Below are 16,437 nucleotides of genomic sequence, written 5' to 3'. Positions count from 1 at the left end.
ATTCGCCGTAAGTTCTTCAGATAGCGTGTAAATCTTTCACAGGCCTGACACCGTGAGTCTGGCACCTGCCGTACGATCGTGCCACGCTACATCGTTCCGCTCGGCGCGCCCTGCGCTTGGTGGACGTAGCCGAGAAACTTGTGCTGTAGGTTGTTATCGGCCTGCACTAGCATGATCACGCGATTATATTCCTGCGGCTGCATACCCTGAGCTTTGACCGCCGCAATCTTCTCCGATTCGGCCTTCTCCAGAATCTCGTTCTTTTGCGACTCGTTTTCGGTGTTGTTCAGCACCTTGCGGGTCTTGAGCGTGATGTCCTGCACTTTGACGTAGGCTGCGGCGGCGCGCTTGAGCGTCGCGTCGTCAACCTTCTGCGAATTGGCCGCGCCCGCATCGCCTGAATAGCTGGGTGCGCCGGGCTCTGCGGGCGGTTGACCCATCCCGGCCTGCGCGCCCGCGGCTATCGCAACGGTTAGGCCCAACGTTATAGCACATACTGCCAGCGCTCCGTTCAAAAACTTCATCTGCATGGCTCCTCCCTCTCTGTGTTTCCATGAGCGTCGTGCCGCACGGCTCGCTCACGATGGTTAGACAGCGGCACGTGGGCGAAAGTTCCACCGAAAATTCCCGGCACGAATCTTGGACCCTCAATCACCGGACTGGCGACCACCCGCGTGACCGAATTCGCGGTATCGGCGGTTTAGCGGTGACTATTGCCGGCGCTTCGCTGCCGCTGCCGGGATTTCAATGGGCTGCGACCTTGTGCGAGTTATGATGCGCGATCTTAAGCGCCGTATCGCCGACGAACTCCCCTACCTGCGCCGCTGCGCGCTCGCGCTGGCGCGCGACCCGGACCTGGCCGACGACCTGGTGCAGGATTGCCTGGAGCGCGCGCTGCTCAAGCGCCATCTCTGGCTGGGCAGAGGACATCTTCGAACCTGGCTCTACCGGATGCTCCACAATGTTCATGTCAACGGGCGCCGGGACCCCGCGCACCGTTACCTCAGCGTGCTTGCGCATGACGAGATCGTCGCGCGAGGGGCCGAAGCCGCACGCCAGGAGCAGCGCATCGAATGGTGCGACATGGCCGCGGCGCTCGAAAGGCTGCCCGCAGAACAGCGCTCGGTGATCGTGCTCGTCGCGCTTCAGGGGCTGGCATACGAGGAGGCGGCCGGGATGCTCGGTGTGCCCGTGGGCACTGTCCGTTCGCGCCTGTCGCGCGGGCGCGAGATGCTACGGCTGATGATCGAACCACAGATATAGCGCCTACGAGCGGGCCGGCTCGCCCGACGCGGCTGCGCGCGCCGGTTTTACAATTTCGGCCGTCCGGGGTTTAAGCTTTCGATCCGATTTTCTGAAAGCGGGGATGGCATCCGAATGAGCCGACGGATGGTTTGCGCTTCCTGGGGACCTCACGGGCGCGGCGCCGAGATCGCCTACACGATTGTCGATTCGCCGTTCGGACGGATGCTGGTGGCGGTGACTGCGCGCGGCATCTGCGCCCTGTCAGTCCATCAATCGGATGAATGGCAGGAGAGCGAGCTCAGGCGCGATTTCCGCGAGGCCAAAATTCGCCGCGACCCGACTGCCGCGGGCCCGGCCGCCGATGCCGTCCTGCGCTACCTGCGGGGCGAGAGCCCTGAATGCGAGGTGCCGCTCGACGTGCGCGGCACGCCCTTCCAGCTTCGCGTATGGGAGGAGTTGTGTGCGATCTGCGCGGGTGCGACACGCAGTTACAGCGAGATCGCCGCGCGCCTCGGTCGTCCCTCAGCCGCGCGCGCGGTCGGCCACGCGGTCGGCGCCAATCCGGTATCGCTCCTGATTCCTTGCCATCGCGCAATCGGCTCGGACGGTTCGCTCACCGGCTATCGATGGGGCCTCGAGATCAAAAAGAAACTGCTCGCCTACGAGCGTGAGCGCGCCGGCGTTCAAGGCTAAGCGCCGCGCACCCAGTGTCATCGGCCCCCGCGCCTGGCGCGCGCTATCGCCAATCGTTGAGTACGTAGAGGCCGGGGCGGCTGAAGCCCGGATCGTTGCGCTGATGCATCGCGACGCCGGTCTGCACGACCCGGAAGCAATGACCCAGCATCGCGCGATACGCCTCGTGATGGCTCATGTTGACGCCCGCTTCCAGGCGCGAGGCGCCCTGCTCCGCCGCGAAGGCTTGGCACGCGCGCAGCAAGCGCTCAAACGTCTCGGCGGCCGCCGCATCGGGACGAACCGCGCCAAATTTGACGTAGCAGCATCCGCTGCCGGCCTCGGTGCCCGCGCCGACGTGGCAAACCGCGAAAGCCGATACCTTCGAGCCGTCGAGGAGCGCGAGCGTGTCGCCCAGCCGCTGCGACTCAACCGCGCGCGTTTCGCGCGAGACGTCCAACCCGTCATAGAGCGCGTCGGTCAATTCGCGGCAGGCGGCCAATACGCTTTGCTTCTCGTCGGCATCGAGTTTCGACAGCCGGATGTAATCGGCGCTTGCTCCGGTGGGAGAAAGCTCGCGCGCCATCACTGGAGTAAGAAAGCGCGGCCAATAATCGAATTTCTGATACAGCCCGGCATGTTTGGGACTGTCGCTGAACGTAAAGAGCCCAGTGAGCCGGCATCCCGATGCGGCGAACAGGTCCATCGTGCGTTCGAGCAGCCGCTGCGCGATACGCTGGTCCCACAGCTTTGGCTCGACCGTGAGCGGTCCGAAGAACCCGAAGCTTCCCCAGTTGGTCGCGAAATTCGAACCGACCAGTGCGCCGTCGGCCTCGGCCGCCAGGGCCAAATCCGGCGCGGCCTCATAGCGCGTACGCGTGAGGTCGCGATCGCCGAAGGTCGCCGTCGGATCGGGTACGCCCATGAACGTGCCGAAGGCGACGCGAAAGATACGGTCGGCCTCGGCAAGGTCACGCCGCTTAAGCGGGCGAATTCGCACTTCCATAGTCCACTTTCCTACGTCCCCTGAATTGGGGCGGCCCAGCGGCCGAAGATAGTCTCCGCGATTTCGCCAAGCCGCGGCAGATGTTCCGGCGCCTGCGCCAGGATGGCGTCGCCGTCGATTCCAACCCGCTTGAGCCCCTCGGCGTTCTCATGCACCAACGCCGCGATGATCTGCTGAGTCATCTCGGCGTGGAACAGCAATCCCCACGCCTTGTCGCCGTAGCGAAACGCCTGATGCCGGGTGAGCTCTGACGAGGCGAGCGCCACCGCGCCCACCGGCAGGTCGAAAACGTCGCCGTGCCAGTGGCAGGGCACGAACTCCGAGGGCAGACCCTGGAAGAGACGGTCATCCGCGGCTTCGGGCCGCAGCCGCACCGGATACCATCCGATCTCCTTGCGCGCGCCGCGCCGCACGCTGGCGCCCAGCACCGCGGCCAGAAGCTGGCTCCCGAGGCACACTCCCAGCACCGGCTTGCCGAGCTTCAGCGCGTTTTCGATCAGCGCCATCTCGGCGCGCAGGTACGGATAGCGGTCAAGCTCATAGACCGCCTCGGGCCCGCCCATCACGATAAGCCCGCCCGCCCCTTTCATGTCGGCGGGCGCCTGTTGGCCGTCGAAGACACGCACGTACTGCCACGCCAGCGCCGCCGATTCGAGCGCCTCGGCGATCAGTCCGAGGTTTTCGGCCGGATGATGTTGGAGCACCCAGATTTTCGCCATTGTCGCGCTCCTAGCCCGCTTCCGCAGGCGGCAGTATTCCAGATTCGATTGCGCACGGCCCGGCGTCAAGCGCGGCCGCGGGCTGTGCCTGCGGCAACCCGGCGGGCACGTTGATGCAATTAGACGGACGGATTAGGCTCCGGTTCAGGCGGTTGTGTGAAATCCGCCCTCTCCGCAGCAACGTCGGAGCCCGATCCCGGAGGAGACAGGCATGAGCTATATCGGCCTTCGCGAGCAGACAGTTCACGGGGCGAAGAGCGTCGCCGAGGCGCGCGCCCGCCACCGATGGAATATCCCAGCGAACTACAACGTCGCCATCGACTGCATCGACCGCCACGCCGACCTGCGTGACAAGCCCGCGCTCTACTACGAGGACGATGAGGGCCACGCCGAGAAATACACCTTCGGCCAGATCGGCGCGCTCAGCCGGCGCTTTGCCAACGCGATAGCGGCCCTGGGCGTGGGGCGCGGCGACGTGGTCGCGGTCCATCTGCCGCAACGCCCCGAGACCGCGATCGCCCACATGGGGCTCTACCGGGTGGGCGCGATCGCGCTGCCGATTTCCAAACTGTTCGGGCCCGATGCCCTCAAGTACCGGCTCAACCATAGCGCGGCCAAGGCGATCATGCTGGAGCCCGAGAGCCTCGAGAAACTCGATCCGATCCGCAACGACGTGCCCGCGCTACGCCATGTGATTATCGCCGGCGGCAACAAGGGCGGGCTAGGCTTCGACGAGCTGATCGCTAAAGGCTCCGAGCAGTTCACGATGGGCCCGACCAACGCCGAGGATCCGATCCTGCTGATGTACACCTCGGGCACGACCGGCGATCCCAAGGGCGTGCTGCACGCGGCGCGCTATGTGCTCGGACACAACGGAATCGACTACTCTTACAATTTCCTGCGCGAGGGCGACCTTTACTACAGCCCGGCCGACTGGGCATGGGCGGGCGGCCTGCTCGACGGCCTGCTCGCGATCTGGCCCTACGGAATCCCGGTCCTCGCCTACCGCAGCAAGGCGCGCTTCGATCCCGACGTGACGCTGCGCCTGGTCGAGAAGTACGGCGCGACGGTCGGGCTCTATCCGCCGACCGCGCTCAAGTCGCTGCGCGAGATCAAGAATCCGCGCGAGAAGTACCGCAGCCTGCGCCTGCGATGCATCGTCAGCGGGGCCGAGCCGGTCAGCCCCGAGCTTGCGCGCTGGGTGGACGAGCAGCTCAAGGTCGAGTTCAACCAGGCCTTCGGCCAGACCGAGGCGAACTACTTCATCGGCAACTGCACCGCGCTGGAGAAGGCCAAGCTCGAGCCCCTGGGCAAGCCCTACCCCGGCCACGACGTCGCGGTGGTCAATCCGGAGACCGGCGTTCCGGTCAAAACCGGCCAGACCGGCGAGATCGCGATCCGCGTCGAGGACCCGGTGGTGATGAAGGAGTATTGGAAAAACCCGGGCGCGATGAAAGAGAAGTTCGTCAACGGATGGTGCGTGACCGGCGACCTCGGCCACATGGACGACGAGGGCTACGTCTATTTCCAGGGGCGTTCCGACGACGTCATCAAGACCTCGGGCTACCGGGTCGGCCCGGCCGAGGTCGAGGCCAAGATAATCGAGCATCCGGCGGTCGCCTCGTGCGCGGTGGTTGGCGTGCCCGACGAGCGGCGCGGCCAGGCGATCAAGGCCTTCATCAAGCTGCTCCCCGGCCATCAGCCCTCGCAGCAATTGATCGACGAGATCCAGAAACACGTAAAAACGCGGCTGGCCGCGCACGAGTATCCGCGCGAGTTCGAGTTCATCGACGAGTTCCCGATGACCGTCACCGGCAAGATCCGCCGGCGCGACCTGCGCGAGCGCGAATTGCAGCGGCGCGCGGCCGCCGCAGGCGCCCGCTGACCCGCGGCGCCGGTCATTGCTTCAAACGGCGCAACGGGCTAAGGAAACGGATCGCTCAAACCAAGCCTCAGCGGGGTTAGATATGGCCAACAAGCCGGTACCATTCACCGAACTGCTCAAGAGCGCGCCCAAGAACTGGGGGCGCTTCGGACCCAACGACGAGATCGGCGCGCTCAACTTCCTGACCAGCGCCGAAGTCCTGCGCGGCATCCGCTCGGTCAAACAGGGCAGGGTCTTCACCCTCGGGGTGCCGGTAGCGCGCCCGCAGGGCGACCCGCTCTACCCGTCGCGCTCGCAGCCTATTCGGACGATGGCGATGGACAAGGGCTTTTACCTCAACGGCCGCGCGCAGCCCTTCCCCGGCGGCGGCGAGTACGCCGACGACGTGATCACGATGTACCTCCAGGGCACCACGCAGTATGACGCGCTCGGCCATGTCTGGCACGGCGACACCATCTACAACGGCTACGACGCCAAGACCACGATGGGCGGATTGCAAAAGTGCTCGATCCAGCCGATCGCTGAGCACGGCGTGGTCGGGCGCGGCCTGCTGATCGACGCCGCGAGCTACAAAGGCAAGCCAAACCTCGACGCCGGCGAGCGGATCACGCTTGACGATCTGCTGGGCGCGGCCAGGAAGCAGAACAGCCCGATCGAAAAGCACGACATCCTGATCATCCACACCGGCTGGCTCAAGCGCTATTACGATCTTGGCGTCGAGGGCATCTTCCCCAAGGGCGCCTTCAACGAGCCGGGCCTCGGCTACAGCCCCGAACTCGTGAAATGGTTCCACGAGATGGAGATCCCATCGGTTGGCAGCGACACGATCGCTACCGAGCAGACGTTCCATGAAGAAAGCGGCACGATGATCCCGCTGCACATGGCGCTGCTTCACTACCAGGGGGTTATTTTCAACGAAATCGACTGGACCCACGATCTCGCCGAGGATTGCGCCAAGGATGGGCAGTACAGCTTCCTGTTCGTCGGCGCGCCGCTGAAAGTAGTGGGCGGAGCAGGCTCGCCGGTCAACCCGATCGTGATCAAGTGACGGTCACGGGAAGGCACGGAAGATGAGCACAGCCAAGAGAGATCCGCGCGGCCTGGGCGCGATCAGGATCGTCGAGTGCGGACAGGGCGTGTCGGCCGCCTACGGGGCCAAGATGATGGCCGACCTCGGCGCCGAGGTCATCAAGGTCGAGCCGCCCGCCGGCGACCTGGCTCGCACGCGCGGTCCGTTCCCCAACGACAAGCCCGACCCCGAAAAAAGCGGGCTTTTCATCTACCTGAACACCAACAAGCGCGGCGTGACCGCCGATCTTACCAAGCCCGAGGGGCGCGAGATCCTCGGGCGGCTGCTCGAAAGCGCCGATATTCTGATTCACAACGTGCCGCCATATGAGCGGGCGAAGATGGGCCTGGAGAGCGAGGCGCTGTGTGCGAAGTACCCGGGGCTGATCGTGGCCTCGATCTCGATGTACGGCGATCGCGGGCCGCGCGCCAACTGGCGCGGCTACGAGCTCAACGCGTCCAACGCCGGCGGCTGGGCCTTTCTCAGCCCCGGCGCCTCGCCCTACCCCGAGCTGCCGCCGCTCAAGCCGTTCGGCGCGCAGTGCGACTACCAGGGTGGTGCGCACGCGGCGATCACCGCGCTGGCCGCCTACCGGCACAAGCTGCGCACCGGACGCGGCCAGGCAATCGACGTCTCCGAGCAGGAGACGATCGCGGCGATGCTCGAGATGAACTTCATGCACTGGACCTACGCCGGGCGCGAGACCTCGCGCCTGGGCTCGCGCGCCCTGGGCCCGTGGTTCATCACCGACTGCGCAGACGGCAAACTCTTCGTGCTTTCAGTCGAGGAAGATCAGTGGAAGCGGCTGGTTGAGCTGATGGGCAACCCGGAGTGGGCCAAGGAGGAAATCTTCAAGGACCGCGTGACCCGCGCGCAGAACATGGACGCGCTGCGCGCGCTGATGGACGAGTGGCTGCGCTCGAACAAGGTGATCGAGCTCTACCGCAAGGCGCAGGAGAACCGCATCCCGTTCGCGCCGGTTAATACCATGCAGCAGATGTACGAGAGCGAACATCTGCGCGAGCGCGGCTTCTTCGTGCGTTTCGAGCAGCCCGGCGTCGGCACGCTCAATCTGCCCGGCGCGCCCTCCCAGTACGGCCGGACCAAGTGGTCGCTGCGCCGGCCCGCGCCGCGCCTGGGCCAGCATAGCGAGGAGATCTTATGCGGCGAGCTCGGGATACCGCGCGAGCGGCTGGCCGCGCTCAGACAGGCGGGCGCCATCTGAGCGGCGCCGATCGGGCGCCGTCCGAGTTGCCGGACCATCTTCGTGGAGAAAAATGCTATGGCCGATCTACCTCTTAGCGGCGTGCGCGTGCTCGATTTCACCTGGGCATGGGCGGGGCCGTTCTGTACCCAGACCCTGGCGCATCTCGGCGCCGAGGTCATCCGTATCGAAACCACCGCGCGCCCGCCGTGCGTGACGCGGGCGATCCCGCCGTTCGCCGACAACATCCCCGGCCCCAACCGCGCCGGTTACTTCAACCAGTACAACCAGGGCAAGCGCAGCATCCTGCTAAACCTTCAGAAGCCCGAGGCGGTCGACCTCGCTTACAAGCTGGTGCCGCACTGCGACGTCGTCGCGGACAATTTCGCGGCCGGGGTGATGGAGAAGCTCGGCTTCGGCTACGACAAGCTGCGCACGCTCAAGCCGGATTTGATCCAGATCTCGATGTCCGGCTACGGGCAGACGGGCCCGTTCCGCCGCTTTGTCGGCTACGGCCCGCCGGCCTCGGCCCTTTCCGGCCAGTTTTGGCTGACCGGTTACGAAGGGGGCGAGCCCTCGGAGATTGGCGTTTCCTACCCTGATCCGAACGCCGGCGTGATGGGCGCCTACGCGATCATCGCCGCCGTGCTCCATCGCGATCTTACCGGCGAGGGCCAGTACATCGATCAGTCGCAGTGGGAAGCCGTGCTGGTGCACATGGCCGAGGGACTGCTGGAATACGACATCAATCATCGCGAGCCCGCACGCCGGGGCAATCACGACCCGATGATGTCGCCGCACGAGACCTACAAGAGCAAGGGCAACGACGATCAGTGGGTGTCGATCGCGGTCGGGACCGAGGAAGAATGGCGCGCGCTGTGCGGCGCGATTGGCCAGGCTGGGCTCGCCGACGATCCGCGGTTTAAGACCGCCGCCCTGCGCAAGCGTAACGAGGCCGCGCTCGACGAGATCATCTCGGCCTGGACGCGCGAGCGCGACAAGTGGGAAGCGGCGGAAACCCTTCAGCGCGCGGGTGTCGCCGCCTTTCCGTCGATGAGCAACCGCGATCTTGCCGAGGATCGCCACTTGATCGAGCGCGGCTACCTGGTGCAGCTCGAGCATCCAGAGGTCGGGCGCCGTAAGCACGCCGGAATCCCATGGAAGATGTCCGGCACGCCCTGCGAGGTCCGCAGCCCCGCCCCGCTGCGCGGCGCCGATACTGACGACGTCCTGCGCTCGCTGCTCGGGATGTCGAGCGACGAAATCAACCGGCTGCGCAAGGCCGGGATCGTCGCCTGACGCCGCGGCGCCTGGGCAAAGCCTGATCCAGAGGCGGCGCGCTACAGCGGCGCGTCGCCTCTGCTATAAGGGGGCGTGAGTGCGCGCGGCATCCCACACCTTCGCCGCGCGCCCGGGGGTGCGACTGTGCCGGCTCTTCCACTCGACGACATCCGCGTGCTCGATCTGACCCACTTTTACAACGGCCCGTACGGGACGCTGCTGCTCTCCTACCTCGGGGCGGACGTGATCAAGATCGAGCCGCCCGGCCACGGCGAGGGCATGCGCGCGCTGTACCGCGCCCCGGAGCGCGAGATCAGCCTGGGCTTCGCGATCCTCAACGTCAACAAGCGCTCGATAACCCTCAATCTCAAGAGCGAAGATGGAGGCGAGATCTTCAAGCGCCTGGCCGCGCGCGCCGATGTCGTAGTCGAGAATTACGCCTACGGCGCAATGGAGGGCTTCGGAGTGGGCTGGGACGTCCTGCACGCGCTCAATCCGCGGCTCATCTACGCGACCGGCAAAGGCTACGGGCTCAGCGGCCCCTACCGCGACCTGCCCGCCTTCGACCCGGTGGTGCAGGCGATGAGCGGCGTGCTGGCGACCACCGGCGAGGCCGACGGGCCCCCGATGAAGGCCGGGCCGGCGGTGGTGGACATGCTCGGCGGCGTCCATCTGGCCGCCGCTATCCTAGCCGCCCTGCGTCATCGCGACCGCACCGGCGAGGGCACGCTGGTCGAGGTCGCGCTCCAGGATGCGGTGGTGCCCACGCTGACAACGCATATTGGCGCGCACTACGGGATGGGAATCCGGAGCACGCGCGACGGCAATCGCTCCGCCGGCGGCGTGATCGTGCCGTACAATGTATATCCCGCGCGCGACGGCTACGTGCTGATCCTTGCTGCCGACCATCATCGATGGCGCCGGTTGTGCGAGCTGATGGGCCGGCCGGAACTAGCCGACGATCCGCGCTTCGTCAACGTCCGCGCGCGCGCCAAACGTATCGACGAGGTTGACGAGCTGGTCTCGAACTGGACGCGGGCCCATACGCGCCAGGAGTTGATGACGGCGCTCGGCGCCGCCGACGTCTTTTGCGGCATCGTCAAGGAGCTGGACGAGGTGATGACCGACGCCCATCTGCACGAGCGCGGGATGTTGCGTGAGATCGACGACCCCCGCCTGGGGCGGATCACGATCTGGACCTCGCCGCTGAGGATGAATGCCGAAGCTGCGGAGCCGCGCTCGTGCGCGCCCGCGCTCGGCGCCGACACTGATGATTTTTACCGCTCCGAGCTTGGGCTCGATGACGCAGCGCTCGCCGGGTTGCGGGCCCGCAAGGTGATTTGAAGCTTGTGCGCCTCAGAACGGCACTGCGGTGGGACGGAGCGGATGGGCGCGCAGAAAGTCGAGCATCGCGGGCGTCCATTGCTTCGGCCACCGGTTGTGGCGGCTGACCCCCAGCGTCCATCCGATCGGATTGCGCAACAGGCTCAGGTCGCCGTCAGGATTGTCCCCGCACCATGACCAGCACGCATCCACGCGCTTGCCGGCGCCGTCGATGATCACATCGTCGAGGCTGACGCCGGCGGCGCGCAGCTCGGTCGCCAGCCGCTCGCCGTTGGGACAGAGGCCCGCGATATCGCAGCTATTGTGCACGTGCATCACGGGCAGCCGCGGATTGAAGATCTGAATGTGCCGGACGCTCGTCGCCGGGTCCGCTACCGGCGCCTGTGGGCACGGGTCGCCGAACGCCCCAAAGGGGTCGGGCGCCGAATAGACCGCCGCCGCCGCGATATTGGGCCGGTTGAGCGCGTAGAGCAGCGCCATCGCTGCGCCATTGGACCATCCCGTGACGTAAATCCGCCGCGAATCGACCCTGCCGCTCGCCGCGGCCTCCGCTACGAAGTGATCAATCGCCGCCGCGTCGGCGTTCTCGCGATAGACGGTCGCGCCAATCCTGACGTCGCCCGCCGGGTTGAGCTGCCGGTACCAGTTGTCCCAGCCGCTGCCGCTGCGGTCGGGATGTGGATAGTAGTGGGTGGTGTTGCGGCCTTGTGGCGCGAGCACGACAAACCCCGGCCGTTTGGGATCGCCGCTCAGCGCATATTTCGCCGCGAGGTCCAGCAGCCCAGCCTGGCTTGCCGTGGTCGGGCCGAACAGCGAGGGATGAAGGTAAACCACCAGTGGCAGGCGGTTCTGCCGCGAGGCCGACGCCGGGGCGAACAGGCAGGCGTAGCGCTGGGCGCCGTCGCCATCCCGCCACGGCCCAAGCAGTTCGCCGTCGCCGCAGGAGGGCTTGTCCGCGCCCAGCAGCTTGGCTGGTGCGTCGCCAAACGGCCCGCACGCGCCCTCGCCGGCCGCCGCACTTCCGACCGCCAGCACCATGGCCACGAGCGTGGCGCACGCCAGCGCCTTTGCGAGCACGTGCGGGAGGCTCAGCGGACGGCGCGCAGCGTTCGGCGCCCGGACTTGGCCGCGCGCAGCGCGACGAGGCGGTCGAGGATTACGTCGGCGACCTCGTCCTTGCTGAGCTTGGGATGGCTGACCGGGCGGCCGTCCTCGCCGATCAGCGTCACGATATTGGTGTCGACGGCGAAGCCCGCGTCCTTGAGCGAGACGTCGTTGGCGACGATCAGGTCGAGCTTCTTGCGGCGCAGCTTGTCGAGCGCGTTGCGCTCAAGCTCCTCGGTTTCGGCGGCGAAGCCGATCACGATGCGCGAGCCCTTGCGCGCGGCCAGCCGCGGCATCTCGTCGGCGATCGCCGCCAGCTCGAGCGTCATCCCGCGCGCGTTCTTCTTGATCTTCTGCGCCGCTGGCCGCGCCGGGCGAAAGTCCGCCACCGCCGCCGCCATCACCAGCGCCGAGCACCACGGAAAATTGCGCGAGGTCGCGCTGAGCATCTCCGCCGCGCCGACCGTGTCGATTCGCTCGACGCCGTGCGGCGTCGCCAGCGGCGACGGCCCCGCGATTATCCGCACCTGCGCGCCGCGCCGCCACGCGGCGCGCGCGATCGCGAAGCCCATCTTGCCGGTCGAGCGGTTGGAGATGAAGCGCACGGGATCGATCATCTCCTGCGTCGGCCCCGCGGTCACCAGCAGGCGCTCGGAAGCGAGGTCGTGCGGGGAGAGCATCCGCTCGACCTCCTCGACGATCACCGCGGGCTCGACCAGCCTTCCCCTGCCCTCGTAACCGCAGGCGAGCTCGCCCGAGGCCGGTTCGACCACCGTTACGCCGCGCGCGCGCAGCCGCGCAAGGTTCTCGGCCACCGTCGGATGGGCGTACATGTGGACGTTCATCGCGGGTGCGAAGGCCACGGGCGAGTGCGCGGCGAGCAGCACGGTGGTCAGGATATCGTCCGCGATACCGACCGCGGCCTTGGCGATCACATCCGCGCTGGCGGGCGCGATCACGATCGCGTCGGCGCTGTCGGCGAGCCGGATATGGCCGATCTCGGACTCCTGGGTGAGGTTGAAGGTCTCGGTCGCGACCGGATTGCCGCTCAGGGTCTGGAGGGTGAGCGGGGTGATGAACTCGGCCGCGTTGCGCGACATCATGACGCGCACCCGCGCTCCGCGCCCCACCAGCAACCGCACCAGCTCGGCGGCCTTGTAGGCGGCGATTCCGCCGCATACGCCGAGCACGATCGTCTTGTCCTTCAGCACGCCCATCGTGGCGCAATTCTACGGCGTAAGCGGGATACGGAGAAAGAGCGGCGCGCTGGGCGCGCCGTCGGTGCCGGACGCTCTCAGGCGCGTCGGGCCTCGGGCCGGAAGCCAAAATAGACGGCGAAGCGCCAGTGCTTGAAGGCGCAATCGACCTCCCTGAAGCCGGCCGCACGCATCCAGTCGAGCTGGGCGTCGAGCGGCGCGCATCGGTCGTAGCGCATTCGCTCGACCGCGCGCTCGTACTCGCGCCGGTCAACGCCGGAGGCCAGAACCGCCTTGTCCCACAGCCGGCGGTAGCGCGCCTCGGCCACGGGCGTCGGGCCGAGCACCTGGTCGGCGTTGACGAACAGGCCCCCCGGCTGCAGAGCGTCGAAGACGCGCGCGAACAGCCTGCGCTTGGCGTCGTCGGCCAGATGATGAATCGACAACGCAGAGATGACGATGTCCCACGGGCCGCCGAGACTGCCCTCGGCATAGTCGCGGACCGCGAAGCTCACGTTGTGGGGCGTGGACGCGAATCTCTGGCGCGCCTCGGCCAGCATCGCCTCCGCGGCGTCGACCAGATGGAGTTTCGCGCCGGCCAGCCGCTCCGCCACCATCGCGGAGAACAACCCTGTGCCCGCGCCGAGGTCGAGCAGGGCCGGCGGACTCGCCGCCCCGGCCGCCCATTCGCCGATAATATCCAGGGCACTCGCGTAGAACGCATCGAAGCACGGGACCAGCTTGCGCCGGACCGCGTCGTAACTGGCGGCGCCAGCGTCGAAGAGCCGCGCGATGATGCTGGCGGAGTCGCTCATCTAAAATGTCGCCGGCGGCGGCCGGCGCGACGACCGCCGGCTAGCGCTCGATTTCGCCGCTGATGAACTTCTCGACCCGCTCGCGCGCGATGTCGTCGGGCATCTGGCGCGGCGGATGTTTCATCGTGTAGGCGGCGATCGAGTACAGCGGCCCGCCAACCTTGCGGTCGCGCGCCAGCTTGAGGCAGCGGATGCCGTCAATCACAACACCACCCGAGTTGGGCGAATCCTGCACCGACATCCTGAGCTCGAGCTCGATCGGGATTCCCGCAAAGCCCTCGCCCTCGATGCGCAGGAAGCAGATCTTGTTGTCGCGCTGCCAGGCGACGAAGTCGGAAGGGCCGATATGGACGTCGGTGTCGGGCATTCGCTCGGGCAGCACGCTCTGCACGGCTTCGGTCTTGGACTTGCGCTTGGAGCCCAGGCGCGAGCGGTCGAGCATGTTGAGGAAGTCGGTGTTGCCGCCGGTGTTGAGCTGGTAGGTGTGGCGCACCTTGATCCCGCGGTCGGCGAACAGTTTCATGATCGCGCGATGGAGGATGGTCGAGCCGAGCTGCGATTTGACGTCGTCGCCGATCACCGGGATCTTGCGCTCGGCGAACTCGGCCGCCCACCGGTCGTCGGACACAATGAAGACCGGCATGCAGTTGAGCAGGCTGACCCCGGTGGCCAGGCAGGCGCGCGCGTAGCGCTCGACCGCGCGCTGGCTGCCCACCGGCAGGTAGCACAGCATCACTTCCGCCCCGCTCTCGCGCAGGCGGCGCTCGATATCCACCGGCGGCTGTTTTGCCGGCACAAAGCTCATCTCGGGCGGGTACTGCGCCATGTGTTCGGCGATGCCGTCGTGAATCTCGCCCATCTCGACGCTGACGCCGTACTTGGGCAGATCGCGCCAGATGGTGACGGTGTTGTTGGGCGGCGCGAAGCAGGCGTCCTCGAGCGGGCGGCCGACCTTGCGCGCGTCGATGTCGAAGGCGCAGGCGACCTCGATGTCGCCCGGCTTATAGCCGCCGAGGTCGTAGTGCATCAGGCCCACCGGATTACAGCGGGCCTCTTCCTGGGCGTGCCGGTAGAACTCGATTCCCTGGAGGAGGGAGGATGCGCAGTTGCCTACCCCGACGATTGCTACACGAATCTTCGCCATGTCCCTCTTCTCATCAACTCACCACCACCTCATCGGCTATAAGCCCGGCCCCGGATGCTAGCGTATCAGGGGGCGCCCCAAGCATAAGTGGAAGTGATAACCGCTGTCTTTTATAGCAGCGCGAACGCAAAGTAAATTGCCCGCCCACGCGCTTTCCACAGGCGCCCCGACGCGCTCGAGTCCCGGCGCCCTTGCGGCCGATGGGGCAGCGTCGGCTCAGCCCTTTCCGAAGCGCGACGGAAACGGCTCGACAAACACCAGCTCCGGGTGGAGCCGGCGCGCGCGCTCGATAAGCACTGCTTCTTCCTCGGGGATGTCGGGATCCGGGACACAACAGTCGACCGGACACACCACCGCGCACTGCTCGCGATCGTGAAAGCCGACGCACTCCGTGCACTTGTCGGGCACGATGTAAAAGATGTCCTCGCGCAGGGGCGGATGCTCGACACCGTCGAGCTCCCACGGCTGGCCGCCCTCATAGATTGCGGTGTTGGGACATTCGCGGGCGCAGGCGCCGCAGTTGATGCACTCCTCGGTGATCAGCGTTGACACGTATCAGTCCAGAACGAGCCTCGGGCCGGTCGCTGGCGCGTGAAGCCTCCGGCATTCGCCGGCCAGCCTATCGGCCTGCATTTTCTCCCGCAAGTAGAAGCGCGCGGCCTAGTCCTTGGGCATTGCCGCGAGCACGCGGCGCGCCAGCTCCATGACGGCGAGGCTTGCCGGATGCTCTGGGTGGCTCATGACGATCGGCATCCCCGCATCGCCCGCCGCGCGCACTTCGGGCTGGATCGGAATTTGGGCAAGCACCTCGGTGCCCTCGGCGGCGGCCAGCTTCGCTCCCCCGCCCTCGCCGAACAGCGGGTCGCGCTCTCCGCAATCGGGGCAGACGAAGTAGCTCATGTTTTCGACCACGCCGAGGATCGGACAATGTAGCTGACGCATCATCCGGGCCGCCCGTGTGGCGTCGGCCAGCGCCACGTCCTGCGGCGTGGTGACCAGCACCGCGCCGTCGAGCGCGACGAGCTGCGCGAGCGTGAGCTGGGCGTCGCCGGTGCCCGGCGGCAGATCGACGATCAGAAAATCCTGGGTACCCCACAGCGTGTCCTTGAGAAACTGGCGAATCGCGCCCATCACCATCGGCCCGCGCCAGATGACCGGCGACTTTTCGGTCAGGAAAAACCCGATCGAGATGAGTTTCACCCCGTAGCGCTCGACGGGATAGAAATGCTGCCCGCCCGCCGCGCGCGGACGCTCGTCGCCGACCCCGAACATCATCGGCACCGACGGCCCGTAGATGTCGGCGTCGAGCAGGCCGACCGTCATCCCCAGCCGCCGCAGCGCCAGCGCGAGGTTGGCCGCCACCGTCGATTTGCCGACGCCGCCCTTGCCGCTGAGCACGGCGACCACGTAGCGCGTGCCGTCTAAGCGCACCCGCCCGGTCTTCTCGCCCAGCTCGGCTTCGAGCCGGCGCACGCGCAGCTCGATCCGGCCCACGCCCAGCTGGTGCGTCAGCGCCTGATGGATCGCACTCGCCAGCTCGCGCATCACCTCCTCGCGCTCGCTGGGCTGGCGCACGATCACGGCGAAGCCGCCGCCGCTCTCCAGCGGCTGGATACCCTCGATGATTCCCAGCGAGACGACGTCGGTCGCGTAGCCCGGATAGTTGACCCCGCGCAGCGCGTCGAGCATCGCCTCGATGCTTATTTCTCTAGCCACGCGACGATTATTCCAGAGCGAAGCCGCCGCGCGAAGC

Annotated in this window: 16 protein-coding genes; 7 read left to right on the top strand and 9 right to left on the bottom strand. The window is 66.7% G+C overall.

What is annotated here, in order from left to right:
• Positions 1-86: 86 nt before the first annotated feature.
• A complete protein-coding gene (locus VFB33_15615; GenBank protein ID HZO83122.1) occupies positions 87-524 on the bottom strand; it encodes a DUF4168 domain-containing protein in 438 nt (145 codons plus the stop codon).
• Between the two features lie 250 nt (positions 525-774).
• Between VFB33_15615 and VFB33_15610 the strand changes: the two genes are divergently transcribed.
• Together VFB33_15610 and VFB33_15605 are read left to right on the top strand one after the other, a co-directional pair.
• A complete protein-coding gene (locus tag VFB33_15610; GenBank protein ID HZO83121.1) occupies positions 775-1,263 on the top strand; it encodes a sigma-70 family RNA polymerase sigma factor in 489 nt (162 codons plus the stop codon).
• Positions 1,264-1,389: 126 nt separating this feature from the next.
• Positions 1,390-1,938, top strand: coding sequence for a methylated-DNA--[protein]-cysteine S-methyltransferase (locus VFB33_15605; protein ID HZO83120.1), 549 nt, complete (start codon positions 1,390-1,392; stop codon positions 1,936-1,938).
• Positions 1,939-1,981: 43 nt separating this feature from the next.
• Here the strand turns inward: VFB33_15605 and VFB33_15600 are convergent, their stop codons facing one another.
• Both VFB33_15600 and VFB33_15595 read right to left on the bottom strand, forming a co-directional pair.
• Positions 1,982-2,923 carry a GNAT family N-acetyltransferase gene (locus VFB33_15600; GenBank protein HZO83119.1) on the bottom strand — a complete coding sequence of 314 codons (942 nt, stop codon included), beginning with the start codon at positions 2,921-2,923 and terminating at the stop codon, positions 1,982-1,984.
• Positions 2,924-2,934: 11 nt separating this feature from the next.
• Positions 2,935-3,642: a gamma-glutamyl-gamma-aminobutyrate hydrolase family protein gene (locus VFB33_15595; GenBank protein ID HZO83118.1), complete on the bottom strand. Its 708-nt coding sequence runs from the start codon at positions 3,640-3,642 to the stop codon at positions 2,935-2,937.
• 211 nt (positions 3,643-3,853) lie between these two features.
• On the opposite strand from VFB33_15595, the gene VFB33_15590 reads away from it, so the two are divergent.
• The 5 genes from VFB33_15590 to VFB33_15570 all read left to right on the top strand — a co-directional run bounded on the left by VFB33_15590 (position 3,854) and on the right by VFB33_15570 (position 10,425).
• Complete coding sequence (locus tag VFB33_15590; protein HZO83117.1) at positions 3,854-5,527, top strand: AMP-binding protein; 1,674 nt, start codon at positions 3,854-3,856, stop codon at positions 5,525-5,527.
• 82 nt (positions 5,528-5,609) lie between these two features.
• Positions 5,610-6,575 carry a cyclase family protein gene (locus VFB33_15585; GenBank protein ID HZO83116.1) on the top strand — a complete coding sequence of 322 codons (966 nt, stop codon included), beginning with the start codon at positions 5,610-5,612 and terminating at the stop codon, positions 6,573-6,575.
• A gap of 22 nt (positions 6,576-6,597) precedes the next feature.
• On the top strand, positions 6,598-7,821 hold the full coding sequence (locus VFB33_15580; GenBank protein ID HZO83115.1) for a CoA transferase: 1,224 nt from the start codon (positions 6,598-6,600) through the stop codon (positions 7,819-7,821).
• A 57-nt stretch (positions 7,822-7,878) separates the two neighbouring features.
• Positions 7,879-9,099: a CoA transferase gene (locus VFB33_15575; GenBank protein ID HZO83114.1), complete on the top strand. Its 1,221-nt coding sequence runs from the start codon at positions 7,879-7,881 to the stop codon at positions 9,097-9,099.
• 126 nt (positions 9,100-9,225) lie between these two features.
• On the top strand, positions 9,226-10,425 hold the full coding sequence (locus tag VFB33_15570; GenBank protein HZO83113.1) for a CoA transferase: 1,200 nt from the start codon (positions 9,226-9,228) through the stop codon (positions 10,423-10,425).
• A gap of 12 nt (positions 10,426-10,437) precedes the next feature.
• Here the strand turns inward: VFB33_15570 and VFB33_15565 are convergent, their stop codons facing one another.
• The 6 genes from VFB33_15565 to VFB33_15540 all read right to left on the bottom strand — a co-directional run bounded on the left by VFB33_15565 (position 10,438) and on the right by VFB33_15540 (position 16,400).
• On the bottom strand, positions 10,438-11,502 hold the full coding sequence (locus tag VFB33_15565; protein HZO83112.1) for a PHB depolymerase family esterase: 1,065 nt from the start codon (positions 11,500-11,502) through the stop codon (positions 10,438-10,440).
• Positions 11,503-11,513: 11 nt separating this feature from the next.
• Complete coding sequence (gene coaBC / locus VFB33_15560) at positions 11,514-12,746, bottom strand: bifunctional phosphopantothenoylcysteine decarboxylase/phosphopantothenate--cysteine ligase CoaBC (protein ID HZO83111.1); 1,233 nt, start codon at positions 12,744-12,746, stop codon at positions 11,514-11,516.
• Positions 12,747-12,823: 77 nt separating this feature from the next.
• The gene (locus VFB33_15555) at positions 12,824-13,540 is read right to left on the bottom strand and encodes a class I SAM-dependent methyltransferase (GenBank protein HZO83110.1); all 717 of its coding nucleotides are present in this window, start codon (positions 13,538-13,540) and stop codon (positions 12,824-12,826) included.
• A 40-nt stretch (positions 13,541-13,580) separates the two neighbouring features.
• A complete protein-coding gene (locus tag VFB33_15550) occupies positions 13,581-14,684 on the bottom strand; it encodes an inositol-3-phosphate synthase (protein HZO83109.1) in 1,104 nt (367 codons plus the stop codon).
• Between the two features lie 216 nt (positions 14,685-14,900).
• Complete coding sequence (locus VFB33_15545; protein ID HZO83108.1) at positions 14,901-15,236, bottom strand: 4Fe-4S dicluster domain-containing protein; 336 nt, start codon at positions 15,234-15,236, stop codon at positions 14,901-14,903.
• Positions 15,237-15,344: 108 nt separating this feature from the next.
• Positions 15,345-16,400, bottom strand: coding sequence for an Mrp/NBP35 family ATP-binding protein (locus tag VFB33_15540; GenBank protein ID HZO83107.1), 1,056 nt, complete (start codon positions 16,398-16,400; stop codon positions 15,345-15,347).
• Positions 16,401-16,437 lie beyond the last annotated feature (37 nt).

Source organism: Candidatus Binataceae bacterium (genome assembly GCA_035650475.1).
In the GTDB taxonomy this organism is placed as follows: Bacteria; Desulfobacterota; Binatia; order Binatales; family Binataceae; genus JAKAVN01.
Note: the sequence above shows the minus strand (reverse complement) of the source record. Positions and strands in the feature narration are given on the sequence as shown.